This window comes from Acetobacter orientalis, from assembly GCF_000963965.1.
Classification (GTDB): domain Bacteria; phylum Pseudomonadota; class Alphaproteobacteria; order Acetobacterales; family Acetobacteraceae; genus Acetobacter; species Acetobacter orientalis.
Genome location: NZ_BAMX01000055.1, coordinates 154 through 17,775 on the forward strand (window position 1 = coordinate 154; position 17,622 = coordinate 17,775).

The 17,622-nt window shown below is 55.4% G+C and carries 16 protein-coding genes, 1 tRNA gene and 1 riboswitch; of the genes, 6 read left to right on the forward strand and 11 right to left on the reverse strand.

All coding sequences use genetic code 11. The annotated features are described in order from the left end of the window. Positions 1–90: 90 nt before the first annotated feature. The 4 genes from Abor_RS12500 to Abor_RS12515 form a co-directional block, all read right to left on the reverse strand. Positions 91–1,071 (reverse strand): NAD-dependent epimerase/dehydratase family protein, encoded by a 981-nt coding sequence (locus tag Abor_RS12500; protein WP_048842234.1) that lies wholly within the window; start codon positions 1,069–1,071, stop codon positions 91–93. A gap of 86 nt (positions 1,072–1,157) precedes the next feature. Continuing rightward, positions 1,158–1,664, reverse strand: coding sequence for a DUF192 domain-containing protein (locus Abor_RS12505; RefSeq protein WP_048842235.1), 507 nt, complete (start codon positions 1,662–1,664; stop codon positions 1,158–1,160). Between the two features lie 18 nt (positions 1,665–1,682). Next, a complete protein-coding gene (locus tag Abor_RS12510) occupies positions 1,683–2,357 on the reverse strand; it encodes an MBL fold metallo-hydrolase (protein WP_084594532.1) in 675 nt (224 codons plus the stop codon). 241 nt (positions 2,358–2,598) lie between these two features. Further along, positions 2,599–3,012: a host attachment protein gene (locus Abor_RS12515; RefSeq protein WP_048842237.1), complete on the reverse strand. Its 414-nt coding sequence runs from the start codon at positions 3,010–3,012 to the stop codon at positions 2,599–2,601. A gap of 204 nt (positions 3,013–3,216) precedes the next feature. Between Abor_RS12515 and Abor_RS12520 the strand changes: the two genes are divergently transcribed. From Abor_RS12520 to Abor_RS12535, 4 genes are all read left to right on the forward strand, one after another. Continuing rightward, positions 3,217–4,284 carry an XdhC family protein gene (locus Abor_RS12520; RefSeq protein ID WP_048842301.1) on the forward strand — a complete coding sequence of 356 codons (1,068 nt, stop codon included), beginning with the start codon at positions 3,217–3,219 and terminating at the stop codon, positions 4,282–4,284. A gap of 7 nt (positions 4,285–4,291) precedes the next feature. Then, positions 4,292–4,972: a nucleotidyltransferase family protein gene (locus tag Abor_RS12525; protein WP_048842302.1), complete on the forward strand. Its 681-nt coding sequence runs from the start codon at positions 4,292–4,294 to the stop codon at positions 4,970–4,972. A gap of 46 nt (positions 4,973–5,018) precedes the next feature. Next, positions 5,019–5,369, forward strand: a complete 351-nt coding sequence (locus tag Abor_RS12530) for a RidA family protein (protein WP_048842238.1) — start codon at positions 5,019–5,021, stop codon at positions 5,367–5,369. Positions 5,370–5,687: 318 nt separating this feature from the next. After that, entirely contained in the window at positions 5,688–6,461 is a 774-nt protein-coding gene (locus Abor_RS12535; protein ID WP_048842239.1) for a CHAP domain-containing protein, read from the forward strand. Positions 6,462–6,893: 432 nt separating this feature from the next. Here Abor_RS12535 and gcvP read toward each other — a convergent pair whose 3' ends face one another. The 6 genes from gcvP to Abor_RS12565 form a co-directional block, all read right to left on the reverse strand. Further along, positions 6,894–9,824 carry an aminomethyl-transferring glycine dehydrogenase gene (gcvP, locus tag Abor_RS12540; RefSeq protein WP_048842303.1) on the reverse strand — a complete coding sequence of 977 codons (2,931 nt, stop codon included), beginning with the start codon at positions 9,822–9,824 and terminating at the stop codon, positions 6,894–6,896. Between the two features lie 166 nt (positions 9,825–9,990). Further along, on the reverse strand, positions 9,991–10,356 hold the full coding sequence (gcvH, locus tag Abor_RS12545; RefSeq protein WP_048842240.1) for a glycine cleavage system protein GcvH: 366 nt from the start codon (positions 10,354–10,356) through the stop codon (positions 9,991–9,993). A 70-nt stretch (positions 10,357–10,426) separates the two neighbouring features. Beyond that, positions 10,427–11,563, reverse strand: coding sequence for a glycine cleavage system aminomethyltransferase GcvT (gcvT, locus tag Abor_RS12550; RefSeq protein ID WP_048842241.1), 1,137 nt, complete (start codon positions 11,561–11,563; stop codon positions 10,427–10,429). A gap of 176 nt (positions 11,564–11,739) precedes the next feature. Further along, positions 11,740–11,829, reverse strand: a riboswitch (glycine riboswitch). Between the two features lie 48 nt (positions 11,830–11,877). After that, a complete protein-coding gene (speE, locus tag Abor_RS12555) occupies positions 11,878–12,750 on the reverse strand; it encodes a polyamine aminopropyltransferase (protein WP_048842242.1) in 873 nt (290 codons plus the stop codon). Positions 12,751–12,849: 99 nt separating this feature from the next. Further along, positions 12,850–13,314 carry an adenosylmethionine decarboxylase gene (speD, locus tag Abor_RS12560; RefSeq protein ID WP_048842243.1) on the reverse strand — a complete coding sequence of 155 codons (465 nt, stop codon included), beginning with the start codon at positions 13,312–13,314 and terminating at the stop codon, positions 12,850–12,852. Between the two features lie 155 nt (positions 13,315–13,469). Continuing rightward, the gene (locus Abor_RS12565) at positions 13,470–15,908 is read right to left on the reverse strand and encodes a tetratricopeptide repeat protein (RefSeq protein ID WP_048842244.1); all 2,439 of its coding nucleotides are present in this window, start codon (positions 15,906–15,908) and stop codon (positions 13,470–13,472) included. A gap of 171 nt (positions 15,909–16,079) precedes the next feature. Between Abor_RS12565 and Abor_RS12570 the strand changes: the two genes are divergently transcribed. Both Abor_RS12570 and Abor_RS12575 read left to right on the forward strand, forming a co-directional pair. Beyond that, positions 16,080–16,250, forward strand: a complete 171-nt coding sequence (locus Abor_RS12570; RefSeq protein WP_158319742.1) for a hypothetical protein — start codon at positions 16,080–16,082, stop codon at positions 16,248–16,250. 156 nt (positions 16,251–16,406) lie between these two features. Beyond that, positions 16,407–17,333, forward strand: coding sequence for a LysR family transcriptional regulator (locus tag Abor_RS12575; protein ID WP_048842245.1), 927 nt, complete (start codon positions 16,407–16,409; stop codon positions 17,331–17,333). A 149-nt stretch (positions 17,334–17,482) separates the two neighbouring features. Here Abor_RS12575 and Abor_RS12580 read toward each other — a convergent pair. Then, a tRNA-Lys gene (locus Abor_RS12580) sits at positions 17,483–17,558 on the reverse strand. Positions 17,559–17,622: the final 64 nt, after the last annotated feature.

Below are 17,622 nucleotides of genomic sequence, written 5' to 3' on the forward strand. Positions count from 1 at the left end.
GGGATGGGGGTGAAAACAGGCACTTAGAGGGCGGAAAAACCGCTATAAACTTTATTAAGGGTTGGTAATTTTTAAACGTCTATGGGGAACTCAGGCTTGATGCCCTGAGTTTTGGTAGGTTTTGAACCATGCCACGAACTGCGCAATGCCTTGGGCCAGCTGCGTTGTGGGTTGCCAGCCGGTTAGGGCGTGTATGGCATCTATATTGGCCCATGTGGTTTCGACATCGGCTTCTGGGCGGGGCTTGAGGGTTATATGGGCTTTGCAGCCAAGCTGCTGCTCTAGCAACTGCACAAGGGTACGCACTGATTCTGGGCGGTGGTTGCCAATATTGAGCACCCGTGCCGCTCCGTGCTCTGGCGGTTTAGCCAGCACGGCCAGTACGGCTGAGACGACATCGGCAATGTAGGTGAAGTCTCGGGCGAGGGCATCCCCTTCGTACAAGGTGACATCTGCACCGCTGAGAATAGCTTTAGCAAAGCTGTAATAGGCCATATCTGGCCGCCCCCACGGGCCATACACCGTAAAAAACCGTAAACCCGTTTGAGGCAGGCCATACAGGTGGCTGTAGGTGGATGAGGTAAGCTCTGCTGTGCGTTTGGTCACTGCGTAAAACGAGCCGGGTTGGTCTACTCGGTCTGTCTCGCTAAAGGGCAAGGTGGTGTTACGCCCATAGACAGATGAAGAAGACGCATAAACCAGATGCACCAAGCGGGGCAGCGTGCGGGCAAACTCTAGCACGGCAAGGTGACCCAGCACGTTAGAATGCGCAAAAGCTGCCGGATTGAGCATGGAGTACCGCACCCCAGCTTGCGCCGCAAAATGCAAAATACCAGTGATGCTGTTTTTTTCAGACGCGAGAACGGACAGGGCCTCTGGCGCAGCAAGGTCTAGCTTATGAAAAGAGAAACCCGGCTGGGTTTGCAGTAAGGCCAAACGGGCGTGTTTAAGGGCGGGTGTGTAATAAGTGTTCAGGTTATCGACCCCGATAACCCGCACACCTTGGGCCAGTAACGCCTGACTGACATGAAACCCGACAAAGCCAGCGGCACCGGTTACTAAAATGGTCAACGTAATTGCCTTTGTTACAGCCCCTTACCCAGAGGCTGTGCACCTGTGGCTACCTGCCCGCAGCCGTTACCGGGGCAGGCAGTTTTTCAGGGTTTTTTGGTAAGAGATGGGGTGTCGATTTTGTCACCCACTGTAATGCCTAGGCGTGCTGTGGTGCCGCCCGGCAGTTCAAGCGTGGCAATAACCGGGCCGTGGCTGCTGATATGGGCCAAGCTGCGGGGCACGGCGTTTTCGGCAATGGCCTGAATACGGTGGTCTGGGGCAATAAACACAATGTCTAGCGGCACCAGTGTATTTTCCATCCACATATCGCTTTGCTGTGGGGTTTGCCACAGAAAGAGCATGCCGCTTTCTGGCGCAATTTGCGTACGGAACATTTCGCCCACCTGCTGTTGGCGCGGTGTTGTGGCGAGTTCTACGGAAAATGTATGGCTTGCGGCCCCTGAGTGAATGCTCAGTTTTTCTTGCGGTAAGGTTGGCTGGGCCTGTGTTGGCTCGGCTGTGTCTTGGGCGGCGCGGGCATAAAAGGGAGCGCTGGACAAAGCCCCCACAAGCAGCCCTGCGGCGAGTAAAGCGCGAAGACTGTGTTTCATTTTAGGTCTCTCTTTCATTCAGCCCACACGAAGGAACGGGTTATCGGCACGCTCTGCCCCTAATGTGCTGGAGCCGCCATGCCCTGGCATAATCACGATATCATCGCCCAAAGGAAGAAGTTTTTCGCGAATGCCTTGCACAAGTTGCGGGCCGTTACCGTAGGCAAAGTCTGTACGGCCTATTGTGCCACGAAATAAAATATCTCCGACAAAGGCGATACGCGCGGCCTCATCAACATACGCCACATGCCCCGGTGTGTGGCCGGGAATATGCAGCACACGCAAGGTGCGGCCCAAGAGTTCTAGGGTTTGGCCGTCGGTTGTGTAGGCATCAACTGTGGCATTCTCTAGCCCTTCAAGCCCAAAATGCTTGGCTTGCTCGGCAATTGAAGCCAGCAAAAAGGCATCTTGCTTTTGTGGGCCGAGAACGCGCGGGGCTTTACCCTGCGTTTGGGCCAAAATACGGCATAAAGGCGCCACACCGCCCGCATGGTCTAGGTGGCCATGCGTAAGCAGGATAGTGTCGAGTGTCAGGCCCGCCTGCTCGAGAATGCGGGCCAGTGTTTCTGCATCTCCGCCGGGGTCGACCAAAAAGGCTTGGCCTGTATCTGGTGACCATACAAGAGAACAATTCTGACGAAATGCCGTAACGGGAATAACCCGTAATTGCATACCGGGATAAGCAAGATGCAAAGCCCGCCCACTCCTTAAACCTTGAGTAAAACTTACGCCTTTAGGCCACGACCACCGCACGGTGCCAAGACCCCTCCGGCCTGCGTACCATGAGCATACACAGCTAAAGGGTATGGTGTGTCATGGCAGGTAGGCCTTGGGTGTGTATACATAAAAAAACTGCCAGAGCGGTAACACTCTGGCAGTTTTCAAGCCTGATATGCAGCCCGCCTGTATTAAGTGCGGCTGCTTTTGCGCGGGCTTAGGCGGGCAGTTGCCAGCCGGTTGCCGGAATATCAAAATGGTGGCGCAGGTCATGTGCCGGAATGTTGGTAAGGTCTTTGGTGAAGGTTTTGATGAGTTTAGCCTGTGCGGGCTTGCTCAGATTTTCACGAATTTCGTGCAGAATAGGGGCTGGGGCTGCAATAACCAGACCATCAACCTTACCACCAGACTGTACGGCTGCGTTAATACGCTCTGCCACAACGCGGGCGAAGGCTTCTTTGGCTTGGTCTGCTGGGGTGGCACCTGATGGTACTTTACCGGGCGTGCCTTCGTGATCGTGCTGATCGAAATCGGTTACGTCGCGCATTTCACCCTGTGCATCGTGCAGAAAGCGAACTTTGCCACCATCTGCCACAACGTAAATAACGCGGCCATCACGGGATTCTAACATGAATGTTCTTCCTTATAATTCGGTCTAAAAACGTGTCATAACGTGGTGCTCTTTTAACGCCTATCAAGGGGGGTGGTTTCAGAAAACCCTCGTGGCAAGCAGTCCTGCCCCCTCTTTCGTGGCATGGGTCTGCTCCTGTAAAAGTGATACAAACACGCGTATGATACGGCCCTCTTTCTCTCCCTTTTGCGTGGTGGCACAGCCATGAGCACAGTTGAGCACGCCCTACACTGGGCGCAGGCTGGCCACAAAGTGGCGTTAGCAACCGTGGTTGGCACATGGGGGAGCTCCCCCCGCCCAGCAGGCAGCTTTATGGCCATAAGCGATACGGGCCGGGTAGAAGGCTCGGTAAGTGGCGGGTGTGTAGAGACAGACGTGATAACCACCGCGCAAGACATTATGGCGGGTGCACCGGCAACCGTGCTGTCTTATGGCGTAAGCACAGACCGCGCGTGGGACGTGGGGCTGGCCTGCGGCGGCAAGCTAGATGTGTTGGTAGAAGCCATACAAACACCACACTGCCCCACCGGCACCTTGCCACTGACCGTATTAGAAAAAGCCTGCGCGTTACAAACTGCCCGCCAAGGTGTGGTGTTGGCCCGCACGCTAGAGGGCACAGCCCATGTGCTCCTACCCACCCCGGTTGAAGGGGCCACCTTGACCCCCAATACCCCTGACGGTTTGAAGCCTATAGCCCAAACCTGCCTGACAAATGGCAAAAGCCAGAATTGGGAAGACCCACACGGGCAGGCATGGTTTTTACAGCCGCTTACACCACCACCCCGGCTCCTTATTGTGGGGGCTGTGCATATTGCCCAGCACCTAGCCCAGATGGCCCGTATGACTGGCCTAGCCCCAATAGTGATAGACCCCCGCACCGCCTTAGCCACACCTGAGCGCTTTCCCGGCTTTGTGCTTGGGCAGACGCTGCTCACCGACTGGCCAGATGAAGCCCTTGAAAGCCTTGGCGTAGACAGCATGACCGCCATTGTAACCCTAACCCATGACGCCAAACTGGATGACCCAACACTAGAATATGCACTGGGCAGCCCCGCTTTTTATATTGGTGCCCTTGGGTCCCGCACGACACAGACCAGCCGCATGAAGCGCCTTCGGGAATGTGGTTTTACCGAAGAGGCTCTGGCCCGTATTCATGGCCCGGTAGGCCTCTCTATTGGCGCCATTGGTGCCGAGGAAATTGCGCTTTCTGTTTTAGCGCAGATTATTGCCGTAAGGCGTAATGCACCATTAGCCCGTGCGCCGGGGTGGTAACCCCATAATGGCAGAAGCCGCCGCCACTGTTGCGGTACTTGTGCTGGCCGCAGGGCGCTCAAGCCGCACGGCACCTGCCCACAAGTTGCTGGCACCAGATGCTACGGGCCAAACCATGTTGGCCCGCACGGTAAACACAGCACTGCTTAGCCGTGCAGCCCATATTATTGTTGTTGTACCACCCAACCAGCCAGACCTACACCACCTTGTGCAAACCGCACTGCCTACAGACCCACGGCTGCACAGTTGCACTGCACATAATGCTGCACAGGGGCTTTCTGCCTCGCTTAAAGCGGGTGTGGCCTATGCCGAGAATTTAGGTGCTCAGGCAGTGCTGGTGTGTTTGGGCGATATGCCCTTGGTGTCTGCCACGCTTATGAATGCGCTTATAGCAACGCAGGCGTTAGTGCCCCCGCCCCCTGCCGCAGCGCCAGAGCTTGCAGGCCGCCCCGGCAACCCGGTTATTTGGCACCATAGCCAATTTGCAGCACTTAAAGCCGTTGAAGGCGACAAGGGCGGCCGTGCCATTTTAGCCGCTTTAGGGGCCGCCGTACTGCGCGTGCCCGCCAACCCAGCCGAACTGGTAGACTTTGATACACCGGAACGCTTGGCAGAGTTTGCGCGTTTAACAAAAGCCCCCATTGACCAAGAGCCAAGCGCACTGAAAAGTAGCACCCGCGCTGGTTAAGCAACCAGCCCCGTGACCTGTTACTCTAATTAAGCAAGAGAATCTTATGAGCAAAATCCTGCGTACAAACCCCAACCCCATTTTGTCTTCTGCGGTAGAATATCATGGTTTTATCTTCACGCAGGGGGTAGTGGCCCGCAACCTTGAACTGGATGCAGAAGGCCAGACCCGCGACATACTTGAGCAGATTGATACCCTGCTTGAGCAGCATGGCACCGACAACACCCGCCTGCTGCAAGCCCAAATTTGGCTTAAAGATATTAACGACCGCGACACCCTGAACAAACTATGGAGCGCTTGGCTGCCAGAAAACATGGCCCCTGCCCGCGCGTGCGTACAGGCTGTTATGGCCGACCCCCGTATTCTGGTTGAGATTATGCTGATTACCACAAAATAAGCCCTCTATGCGGCTTATGGCGTGCTGTGTGGCATGGGGCAGAACGTTGCATCTGTGCCACAGAGCGTGCGAATCCCTTCACGGGGTTTTGTTACAACGATATGACACGACACTGGTTCAGCTTTGAAATTCCGGCAACTCGGTGGCGGTTGATAGGATTTTATTCCTAATAATTAATTTTCATTGGCTATTTTCTTGCAAATGCACAAAAGAGCGTTTTTGCTGCGCATTGAACGCTTGCCTGACTTGCACAGATGTTTAATACCTAACTCACCACACCAAAGCTGAATGCAATGCAGGACAGAAGGGTACGCTGAGATGCGCGATGGACGGTCTGGCACTTTAAAATTGAAACTGGCCGCTCTGTCATTTCTGTCGTTATCTGCCGCAGTGTTTGCGCAGCCAGCGGCGGCGAAAGCCCGCCACGCTGCTGCCGCACATAACCACTCTCACAAAATTACGCTTGCCGCGGCCCATGGTTCCGCCACGCATTATTATGCTGGGGCACACGCGCACCGCATTGTTATGCGCCGTGGTCGCCGTGGGCATGGTGGTGGGCACGTTATCCAGTGTGTTGCTTACGCCAAGTCTGCCTCAGACGTTGTGCTGCATGGCAACGCCCGCGACTGGTGGCACAATGCCGCTGGCGTGTATGAGCGTGGCTCTGCCCCAGAAGAAGGCAGCGTGCTGAACTTCCGTGGTGTGCGCCGCATGCCGCTGGGCCATGTGGCTGTTGTGCGCAACGTTATAAACAGCCGCACTATTATTATTGACCAGTCTCACTGGGCGCAAAACGGCATTAGCCACAATACACCAGTTATTGACGTCTCCCCCAACAACGACTGGTCTGCTGTTCGTGTGGCTCTTAACAACAAATCTGGCACTTACGGGTCTATCTACCCCACATATGGCTTTATTTATGGCCGCCGCCCCGGCAGCGCACCAGCACCTAAAAATGATGTGATGCTGGCTTGGGCTAAAAAGCTGAACAAAAACGGTGCAGAAACCCAGTTGGCCTCTGCCCCCGCCAATGCTGAGCCAGTTGATGGTTTAGCTGGTAGCAAAGCCACTTTCTCAGAAAGCCGCGACTAACTTTTTAGCCCCATAAAGCAGCTTCAAAAATCATGAAACCTGAGAGGTTTTACGGTTCTTAAAGCTGGTTTTTCAAACCCCCTCCATTTTTTATGGCTGGGGGTTTTTTATTACCTGCATGCTGGGTGTTGCCCCCTTTTAAGAGCAGCATAGCAGCACAAATACCCTTTTAACCGCCAAGAAAGTGCCAACACTGCATGCCTTTAGGCACGCGACAAGCACACCGGCGGTAGCGTTTGCCGAGGGTTAAAAACCTATTTTTTGTTTTTTACAAAAACAACACCATAAGCTGTGTTGAGTGTGGCTGTGTGGTTTTTGGCCTTGAAAGCAGCTTAGAAGGCCAAAGAGTACGGTTGTGCATAAAAAAGGGGGAGAGCCGGTTCTGGCTCCCCCCCCCTTTTTGAGAGACACTGCCTATGAGAAGCGGCAGGTTTACTCCATCCATTCCGCAATGTCTGGGCAGGAGCACACAAGGTTGCGGTCTCCGTGCGCGTTATCGATCCGGCTTACTGTCGGCCAATATTTACGGCTTGGGTTTACACCGGGTGGAAAGCTGGCCTCTTGCCGGGTGTAGGCATAGTGCCAGTCAGTTGCTGTGACCATGCTGCCAGTATGGGGGGCATGCCGCAGGGCAGAGTGCTCAGCCGTGAGTTTACCGGCTTCGATTGCACGCACTTCTTCCCGCATGGCCAGCATGGCATCGCAAAAACGGTCTAACTCGGCTTTCCCTTCAGATTCGGTCGGTTCGATCATGAACGTACCCGCAACCGGAAAGCTGACTGTAGGGGCATGGAAGCCGTAGTCCACCAGCCTTTTAGCCATGTCATCTACCGTAACGCCCACGCTGTCTTTTATGGGCCGTAGGTCGAGAATACACTCATGCGCCACGCGGCCTTTGGCCCCGCGATACAGCACGGGGTAGGCCCCTGCCAAGCGGCTTACAATATAGTTGGCATTAAGGATTGCGACCTCGGTTGCGCGTTGCAACCCGTCATCTCCCATAAGGCGGATATACGCCCATGAAATAGGGAGAATAGATGCAGAGCCATAAGGGGCTGCACTGACAGCTAACGTTGTGCCCTGTGCTGTGCCTTCTGCCGCAGGGTTACCGGGCAAGAAGGGTTTAAGGTGAGCACGCACACCAATTGGCCCCATGCCGGGGCCACCGCCACCGTGGGGAATGCAGAAGGTTTTATGCAGGTTAAAGTGGCTCACATCGCCGCCGTAATCTGCCGGGCGGGCAAGACCAACCTGTGCGTTCATGTTTGCGCCATCAACATACACCTGCCCTCCGGCCTGGTGCACCAGATCGCAAATTTCGCGCATGCTTTCTTCAAACACGCCGTGGGTGGACGGGTATGTGATCATGACGGCTGAAAGGTCTTGCGCGTGGGTAGCTACTTTTGCGCGCATGTCTTCTAGGTCAATATTACCGCCCGCATCGCATTTAACCACAACCACTTTCATGCCTGCCATTTGGGCAGAGGCCGGGTTGGTGCCGTGGGCAGAGGCCGGAATAAGGCATACCGTACGGTTGGTTTGCCCATTGGCACGGTGGTACGCACTAATGGCCAGCAGGCCTGCATACTCACCCTGCGCGCCAGAGTTAGGCTGGAAAGACACTGCATCGTACCCGCTAATGGCACATAGCCACTGCTCAAGGTCTGCAAACAGGGCCTGGTAGCCTTTGGTTTGCTCAATTGGGGCAAAGGGGTGCATGTCGCAAAAGCCGGGCCATGTAATGGGCAGCATTTCGACCGTGGCATTCAGCTTCATGGTACATGAGCCAAGTGGAATCATGGTGCGGTCGAGTGCGAGGTCTTTATCGGCCAAGCGGCGCAGGTAGCGCAGCATATCTGTTTCAGACTGGCAGGAGCGGAAAACCGGCTGCGTTAAGAAAGCAGACTGGCGCACAAGGCTTGCAGGCAAAGCGCTTGGTGCAGGTGCCAGTGTTTTGGCCATAGCCTCAACACGGCTTTGCTCGGTGCAAAATGCGCCCCACACCGCAACAATGGTTGCCGGTGTTGTGGTTTCATCTAGGCTTATGCCAAGGCGGCCATGCCCAGCGTTACGTAGGTTAATACCGGCAGAGCGGGCACGGGCCAGAATATCGGCAGCACCTGCGCCCACCTGTACGGTAAGCGTGTCAAAAAAATGCTCGGTCTCGACAGTAACACCCAGTGCTTTAAGGCCTGCGGCCAAGGCGGTGGTGAGGCCATGCACACGTTTAGCTATTGCCGCAAGACCGTCTGGGCCATGATAGACCGCATACATACCCGCAATAACGGCCAGCAAAACCTGTGCTGTGCAAATGTTGGAGGTAGCTTTTTCGCGCCGGATATGTTGCTCACGGGTTTGCAGGGCAAGGCGATAAGCAGGGCGGCCCTGACTATCAACCGATACCCCCACCAAACGGCCCGGCAGGTTACGCTTCCAGGCATCACGCACGGCCATATAGGCTGCATGCGGGCCACCAAAGCCCATTGGCACGCCAAAACGCTGGGTAGAACCAATAGCAATATCGGCCCCCAACTCACCCGGTGAGGCCAAAACGGTAAGTGCCAGCGGGTCTGCCGCCATAACGGCAATGGCACCAGCAGCATGCAAGGCATCAATTGCAGTGCGGGGGTCTGCTACGGTGCCAGTGGTGCCGGGGTATTGAAAGAGTGCGCCAAACACATCAGCCGCAACAAGGTCTGTCTGGGGGCAGCCCACAACCAGCGCAATGCCCAAGGGTTCGGCCCGGGTTTTGAGCACGGCCAGCGTTTGGGGGTGGCATTCGGCATCGACAAAAAAGGCTGTTGCCTTAGACTTAGCAACACGGTGGGCCATAGCCATGGCTTCTGCTGCGGCCGTTGCTTCATCGAGCAACGAAGCATTGGCAATATCCAGCCCTGTAAGCTCGGTTATCATGGTCTGGAAATTAAGCAGGGCTTCTAGGCGGCCTTGGCTAATTTCGGGTTGGTACGGCGTATAGGCCGTGTACCAAGCTGGGTTTTCAAGAATGTTGCGCTGTATAACCGCAGGCAGAACCGTGCCGTAATACCCCTGCCCGATAAGCGAGGTCATAACCTCATTCTGGCTGGCGAGAGTACGGAGGTGGGCTAACACATCGACCTCGCTCCAGCCGGGACCAATACCCATAGGTTTGGTAGCCCGAATAGCTTCTGGCAGCGTTTCCCGCATAAGCGCATCAAGCGAGGGAGCACCTACGGTTGCCAGCATACTTGCCACATCATCTGCCGACGGGCCGATATGGCGGGGCACAAAGGTGCCAGCTTCTGGCTTGAGGCCAGCAAAAACGGGCAGAGTATCAACAGAACAGCCAGAACTATGGGCTGAGCCGGAAGCAAGCGAGAACATACGCAACAATTCCTGAAAGGGCAGAAAACAAACCGGCAAGAGGGGCGCGTAGGCCAAGCAGAGCGTTAAAGCCCCCGCCTGCATACGGCCTGCACATTTTTAAGACCCCCTTACTGTGCGGCGGCCTAAGCCACACAACCGCACAGCAAGCAGGCTAAAGGCTGCGTTAGCCCAAAAATGCCGTGTAAGCGGCAGCATCCATCAAGCCAGAAAGCTGTTCTGGGTTGGTCAGGCGGAATTTAAGGATCCAGCCTTCGCCCTCTGGGTCTGAGCTTACGCGGGCGGGGTCATCGGCTAAGGCGGGGTTGCCTTCAAGCACAACGCCATCAACAGGTGCGTAGATGTCTGACGCGGCTTTAACAGATTCAACAACGGCAACAGATTCGCCAGCCGTTACTTCTGTGCCTGCTTCGCGGCTTTCTACAAAAACCAGTTCGCCCAGTTCTTCTGCGGCGTGTTTGGTAATGCCAACAAAAGCGGTCTCTCCATCAAGGCGGAGCCATTCATGTTCTTTTGTGAAATACAGGGTCATTGGTGTGCTACTCCGTAAGGATAATTTTAAAATATGACGGGAAAAACAAACAGTTTGCGATGCCGTAGACTTAGCGTTTGAAACGTGCTGGCACAAAAGGCAGGGCCACCACCGTTGCCGCAACAGCCCGGCCGCGTAGCTCTGCAAAAACCGGGGTTTGCGGGGCAGCGTGTGACAGCGCGACATACCCCATAGCCACTGGCCCTTCTACCGTTGGGCCAAATGCGCCAGAGGTGACGCGGCCTAGGCCCTCTTGCAATGTGGCATCGGCACATAAGGGCGCATTGTGGCGGACTGGAGCGCGGCCTTCTGGGCGTAGGCCCACGCGGCGGCGCGTCACACCCGTTTCAAGCTCTTGCAGAATAACCTCTGCCCCCGGAAAACCGCCTTCACGCTTGCCACCCCGGCGGCGCGTTTTTTGAATAGACCATTCAAGTGCAGCTTCAACCGGCGTTGTGGTTTCATCAATATCTGAGCCGTACAGGCACAAACCCGCCTCAAGGCGTAAACTGTCGCGCGCGCCAAGGCCAATAAGCTTAACGGCTGGGTGCTCAAGCAATTTACGCGCCACGCGGGAGGCATCCATGGCGGGCACGGAAATTTCAAACCCGTCTTCACCCGTATAACCAGAGCGCGAGATAACGCAGCTTGCGCCATCTACATCAAGCTCACGCACGTCCATAAAGGCCATGTCGGCCACTTCTGGTGCCAAGGTTGCAAGGGCAAGTTCGGCCTCTGGGCCTTGCAGGGCAAGCAGGGCGCGTTCTTCTAGGGGTTCTACAAGGCAGTCTGCGGCAAGTTCGTTTTGCAGCAAGGCAATATCTTGCGCTTTGCAGGCGGCATTAACCACCAACACCAAAGTATCATCAAGGCGGGCCACCATCAGGTCATCTAAAATGCCGCCTTGTGCGTTGGTAAACTGGGTATAACGCTGCCGCCCGTTTTTAAGAGATACAATATCGGCTGGCACAAGGCGCTCGAGCGCCAGAGCGCTATCTTCTACCCCGCCAGAGCGGGCTATGAGCTTAACCTGCCCCATATGAGAGACATCAAACAAGCCTGCATGCTCACGCACATGGCGGTGCTCGGCCATAATGCCCTCTGCATACTGCAAGGGCATGGCGTAGCCTGCAAACGGCACCATTTTGCCGCCAGCCTCTTCATGAAGGGAATAAAGGGGAGTGTGTAGTAAAGAGTCAGTGCTCATGCACGCCGCCTTGCATAACAAAGGCCGGGGCTGTTGCACGTTCTAAAAACTGAGGGTGGCAACAAAACAAATTGAGGGCCCCGGACCAAAGAGGGTGGTATCCGTCTGCCCCTTCTGTATGGCTGCCTGAGATCGCTATCCCGTCGGCGGGTGCTTACGCACCTCTCTCCAGAAGTTTACTGTGCAGGGTCCTTTTGCCTGAGAGTTTCCGGGGCGGTTGCTCCTTCGGCGCTGGCGCGTGGCCAGTCTCTCCCTCTGCACAGCAAAACCCTGACATCATTACGATGCCAAGTCAATCGGGTAGTATGCTGCCTTTAGCCTTCGGCTTTGGGCAGGTGTTTGGCAATGTAGGGTGGCAGGTTAAACGCCCCAACATGGATTTCTGGTGTCCAATATTGCGTGTTGCCCAAAATACCAGCCTGCTGGGCAAGGGTACGCACGGTCTCGATGCTCTGGCCAGCCGGGCTTTTGCCTTTAGACGCAATGCCAAGGGTCATGAAGCCACCCACATAAGTTGGCACAGCCGCAACATAGGCTGAAACCTGCGGGAAGAATTTGGCCCGGCGCACGCTGGTTTCATACAGTTCATCAGCCTGCATGAAAGGCACACCGCACTGGTTTACGATCAGGCCATCTGCGGTCAGGATTCGCGCACAATGTTGGTAGAAACTGTCTGTAAACAAAACTTCACCCACGCCAATGGGGTCTGTGCTGTCTACAATAATCACATCAAAAGAGGCATCTGCCGCACGGGCCACATAATCTATGCCATCACCCACAATCACTTCAGCGCGCGGGTTGTTCCAGGCATCGCCAGCAATACCGGGCAGGTGCTGTTTGGAAAGTTCAATGACAGCACCGTCAATTTCTACCATAACGGCTTTTTCTACGCCGGGGTGTTCAAGCACGCGGCGCAATACACCACCATCACCTGCGCCAATAATGAGCACAGAGCGGGCTGCACCGTGGGTAAAGAGCGGCACATGTGTAAGCATTTCTTGGTACACAAACTCATCACGCTCGGTAATTTGCACCACGCCATCAAGCATGAGCACACGGCCGTGTGAGTCACTTTCGAACACCACAATATCCTGAAACGGACTTTTGGTGCGCGCCAGTTCTTTGGTCACGCGAAAGCGCTGGCCCCAGTTATCGTAAAGGGTTTCTTCAATCCATTGCTGGGTCATATGTCTTTCATCCAAATACACGAACAGGGTCAGGACAGGGCCACCAAAGCCCTGCCCTGCCCCTGCCGGGACGACAGAATAAAGCGGGGAGAGTGCGCCTTAAAGCGCTACACGCCCACGGCGTTGCTCATCCACCTCGACACCTTGCGCTTGAAACAGGCGCTGCATGACGGGAATGGCAAGGTGCGGGTCGCACGCACCACACATGAAAATATCTACCGCCGCAAAGTTGCGCTCGGGCCATGTGTGAATGGAAATATGGCTTTCGGCCAATACAACCACACCAGATACGCCACCGTTAGGCGTAAAATGGTGGAAATGGCTATGCAAAATGGTAGCGCCAGCTGCCAGTGCGGCTTCGCACAGTGTCCGGTCAATTTTTTCCGGATCATCGAGATTTGTAGCATCCCACAAATCTACGAGCAGATGTGTACCTGCAAATTTCTCGCCGTCTTTTTCGACGAAGTAATCTTTACGATCATCGTCAGACGAGACCGGAACAGAAGATGCCTGGTTATTGCTCGGGAGTTCCGAGACCATCCCCAGTTGAGCAAGTGCGTTCATTGACGTACCCCCAAACCAGTAGACAGCCTGTTGGGCGAAAACCGCCCCCTTGGGCCAAGAGGGGGTGTAACTACGTTCTTCTGTTTTGTATTACAAGCATTTTTTACAAGAAAAAATATTATAATCTTGCACCACAGCCCGAGAACTGAACCATATCAATGCGATGCTGTGGCCGCACCCGCGCTTTGTAACTGAAGTGTCAACAAGGTATCGCGCTCATGCCCCAAAGTACGGCCCGCAAGCCACCCCTTTAACGTAAGCAGAGTCTGCTTGTCGTGCGCGGCGGCGGCATCGGTTGCTAAGCGCAGCGCCAAGATTCGTTGTGGCTCATTTAAAGGCCCGCTTTGCGGCAAAGCACGGCTGGCCAAACGCCCCACAACCTGCACGGCCTCTGCCCAGCGATGGTCTGCCTCATACAGTTGGCCGCGCAGGTCTAGGCCTGCATCGGTTTCGTCTTTGGCAAGTAGGCTTAGCGCTTTATCGGGCTCACCCTGCGCTTGGGCTACGCGCGCGCTATCATAGGCTTTGCGGGCGGCCAGGTCTGGCTCTAGGGCCGCAAACGCAATTTGGCCTGTGGCGCGTTGGGCGGCACTAATATGGCCTTGCAACAAAGCAGCCTGCGCCAAAAGATCTTGCACTTCTGAGCGCGCAAGGGGGCTAGGCTGCATAAGAATAGCTTGCTCAAAAACTTTTTGTGCTTCAGACGGTTTTTGCAAATTGAGGAGTAATTTTCCGTACCCCGCCAACAATTTGGCTTTCCCTTCGCCATCTGCCACATTTGGCAAGCATTGGGCCACAAGCTGCACAATTTCTTCTACCGAAAGCCCTTCTGCTGTTTGGGGGGCCAACCCATGCTGCCCGGCTTGTGTGTGCAAGGTACTAAAAACAAGCCGATACAAAATTTGCTGGTAAGCCCCGGCCAGTATGTCTTGTGGCATTTCTAGGCTGGGTTTGAGCACCTGCATCTGTGCCAAGGCCGCACGGGGCTGGTTATTTTGCGCCAGTGCCACTGCCAAACCCAACGTAGCCTGCTGCCGTGGGCCGTTGGGCATTGTGGTTTTGTCTGGCTGTTTCAGCAGTTTTTCGTAGGCCTCTACAGCCATGTCTGGCGCTATTTGGTCTGTTTCACGCAGCAACCGCACAAGAGCCACCTGCGCAAAGGCTGCAACTGTGGTGTTGGTAGAGGCTGTCAGGTTTTCAAACGCTACGCGGGCTGTTTCATTTTGCCCATCACGCACTTGGCGTATTGCGCGGGCCAGATCGTAAAACGACCCATCTGGCAGGGTATCGAGCCTCTGGCGGGTATCAGGCTGGCCGTAGCGTGCCACAGCCAATGCCACTTGCGGTAAAATATGCTCGCGCAAAGCGGCGGGGTAGTGCGTAAGCTGTTCTACACCTTGTGCCAGCAGCACTGTTGTTTTTTGGCTGTCTTGCCCAGCATATAAGCCGTATAGGCCCTGCCATACATGCAACTCGGGCCAAGCATACCACCCGCTTTCACTCAAAGGTTGGGCAGCGCCTGGGTTGCCCGCAAGCAGGTTTATAGCCGCACGCACAAAGCGGTTTTCTGGCTTTTCTGGCCCTATTGAATACGCGTTTGGAGGTGCAAGAGACGGGCTTGCCCCTTGCAAGCCTTGTGGGGGCGTAACAGGCGGCAAGAGCGTGGCCGCTGCCGTTACATCACCCTGCGCAAGCGCCATACGGGCGGCAGCAAAGGCCAGAGCCGTTTTTTGGTTTGCGGGGGCCTGTGCCAAACGGTCTGTTGCGGCTTTAAGCTGTGCAACTGTTGCCTGCGGGGCAGGTTGGCCGTCGGGCGTGCTCAGGCCAAGCCAGAGCCTGTCTTTAGCCGCTGGGCCGAGAGTGTTGGGGAGCGGCAATGGCAGCCCAACTGGCAGGGGGTTAAAGGCTATGGCCTGTAATACTGGCCCTTGTGGCGTGGGGCTTAGCAGGAGTTGGTCTGAATCTGCGGCAATCACCACGCCTTCAAGCGAGGGCCGCACCGTATAGCCTATAGCCTGCACCGGCTGCATAATACCGCCCGAAGCACTGCGTGATGTTGCCACCAACAACCGCACCCCAGAAGCCGGGTCTGGTAAGCTCAGGCATTGCCCGGCTTGTGCCAGCGCAAACCTTACCCCTCCGGCTTCTGGCACAGGGGTAAGACCCACCTTACCGGCACTACGGGGGGCGGCACTTAGTAACCACCCCTCTTTTTGTTGGGTTAGGTTTAGGTCTGGGTGGCTAGGCAAGTGCACCTGCACCACGGTAGCGTGGTCGAGCAGTGTCACGTTAAGCGATGCAAAAAGACCATTACCGCCAGAAGCACGGGCAAGTGCGGGCAGGCGGCGGTCTGCCAGCACAATAAAATCTGGGCCAGACCAAAAGGCGGCAATGCCTGTGTGCGTATCAAACGGCAGCGCTAAAGAGGCCACACTGTTTGTAGCCCCGCCATTTTGAAGGTGCTCATGCTGCACAGCAACGCGGGGGGCGGTACTTAACCCATCTACCCCACTTTGTGGCACAGCCCCATATACCACGCCTTGCGCCAGCAAAAGACCCCAAACACCATACGAGAATGTGCGGCAAGTTTTCACAAAGACAAAACCGTTTCTAAAAAATGCCCTTTATAAAAGGCTGATAGGCTCTCTTTTTGCACCCTTTGCAAAAACTGACAAAGCAAAACCACCCCTTTGCCACCAAAGCGCCACGCAACTTTGGTGGGTCTTATAATGTTTGGCTTACACCACAGTACAAGGCACAGAACGATGCATAAAAAACGCTTTCCCGTTGGTATGGCTTTGCTGCTTTTACCGTTTTTGCTGGCTGGCTGTTACGAAGGCAGGCACCACCACCACCCCCGTGATGGCTACCGCCACACCCGGCACGACTATGGGTATTTTCGGGAATATAATGGCCGCCCACCCGGCACCCGTTAACGGCTAAGCGCCCCCATTTAGGTGTATTGCCCTAACACTACCGCTGCCTATGCCCCTGCCCTACTGCGGCATAAAAAAACAGGCTGTGCTATGCTTGGCTGGTAGCCAGCGGCGCACAACGCACCCGCGCTACACACGGTATAAAGAGGGGGCAGCGTGCTAGACCGCATTACGAGCATGCAGGTTTTTGTAAAAGTGGTAGCAACAGGCAGCTTTACGGCCGCGGGGCGTGCCATGTGCTTGTCCCCAACCATGATTACAAAACACATTACCGCGCTGGAAACGCGCATGGGGGCCACGCTCTTTCACCGCAGCACACGCAAACTCTCCCTTACCGAAGCAGGCCGCTTGTTTTTAGAAGGGAGCCAGAAAATTCTGGCAGACCTAGACGACGTAGAGCAAACCGTAACCGCCCAACGGCGGGAGCCAAGGGGCCGCCTGCGCCTAAACGCCCCCGTGTCTTTTGCCATACGCTATGTAGCACCCCTGTTGCCCGAATTTAGCCGCCGCTACCCTTTGGTGACTGTCGAGCTAGGCCTGAACGACCGTGCGGTAGATTTAATTGAAGAAGGGTGGGACCTAACCTTACGCATACGCCATATGGCCCCCAGCAGCCTACGTACACGCCGCCTTGCCCCCATACGTTGTGTTGTCTGTGCAGCGCCCGCTTACTTGGCCCGCATGGGCACCCCCACACAGGTGGCTGAACTGAGCCAGCACCACTGCCTTGGTTACACCTTGGGTGAGCCCGGCGGCCCTACACGGTGGAATTTTGGCCCCAAAGGTACGGTAAGCGTGCCAGTAAGCGGGCCGCTATGCGCTAATAATGGCGATGCCTTGCGTGAGGCCGCTGTGGCTGGGCAAGGGCTTATTTACCTACCCGTGTTTGTTGTGAGCAAAGAACTACAAAACGGCCAGCTCTGCCCCGTTACCCTAGATGAACCCTTGGTAGAGGCCCCGCCCCTGCACGCGGTTTATGCACCGGGGCAAAGCACCCCCTTAAAAGTACGCGCCATGATTGATTATTTGCTGGAGTGCTACGGCACCACACCACCATGGGAACAAAACCTACCCTGTGGATAATTTTGTGAATAAGCCCCGCCATTACGAGGACATGTGCGAGGCCAACGACTCTACAACCCTTAAAAAACTGCCAATTTTACGAGTCGCAAGCAGATAAGACTCGGGTGTGGAGAATTTTGAGAGTCTTTATATCTTAAGGGAAAATTGAATGGTGAGCCGGGAGGGACTCGAACCCTCGACCATTCGATTAAAAGTCGAATGCTCTACCAACTGAGCTACCGGCTCACACCATACAAGAACAAAGTACCGCGCCCCGTTGTGCACAGGGTGTGCTCTTTGTTGGGACGCT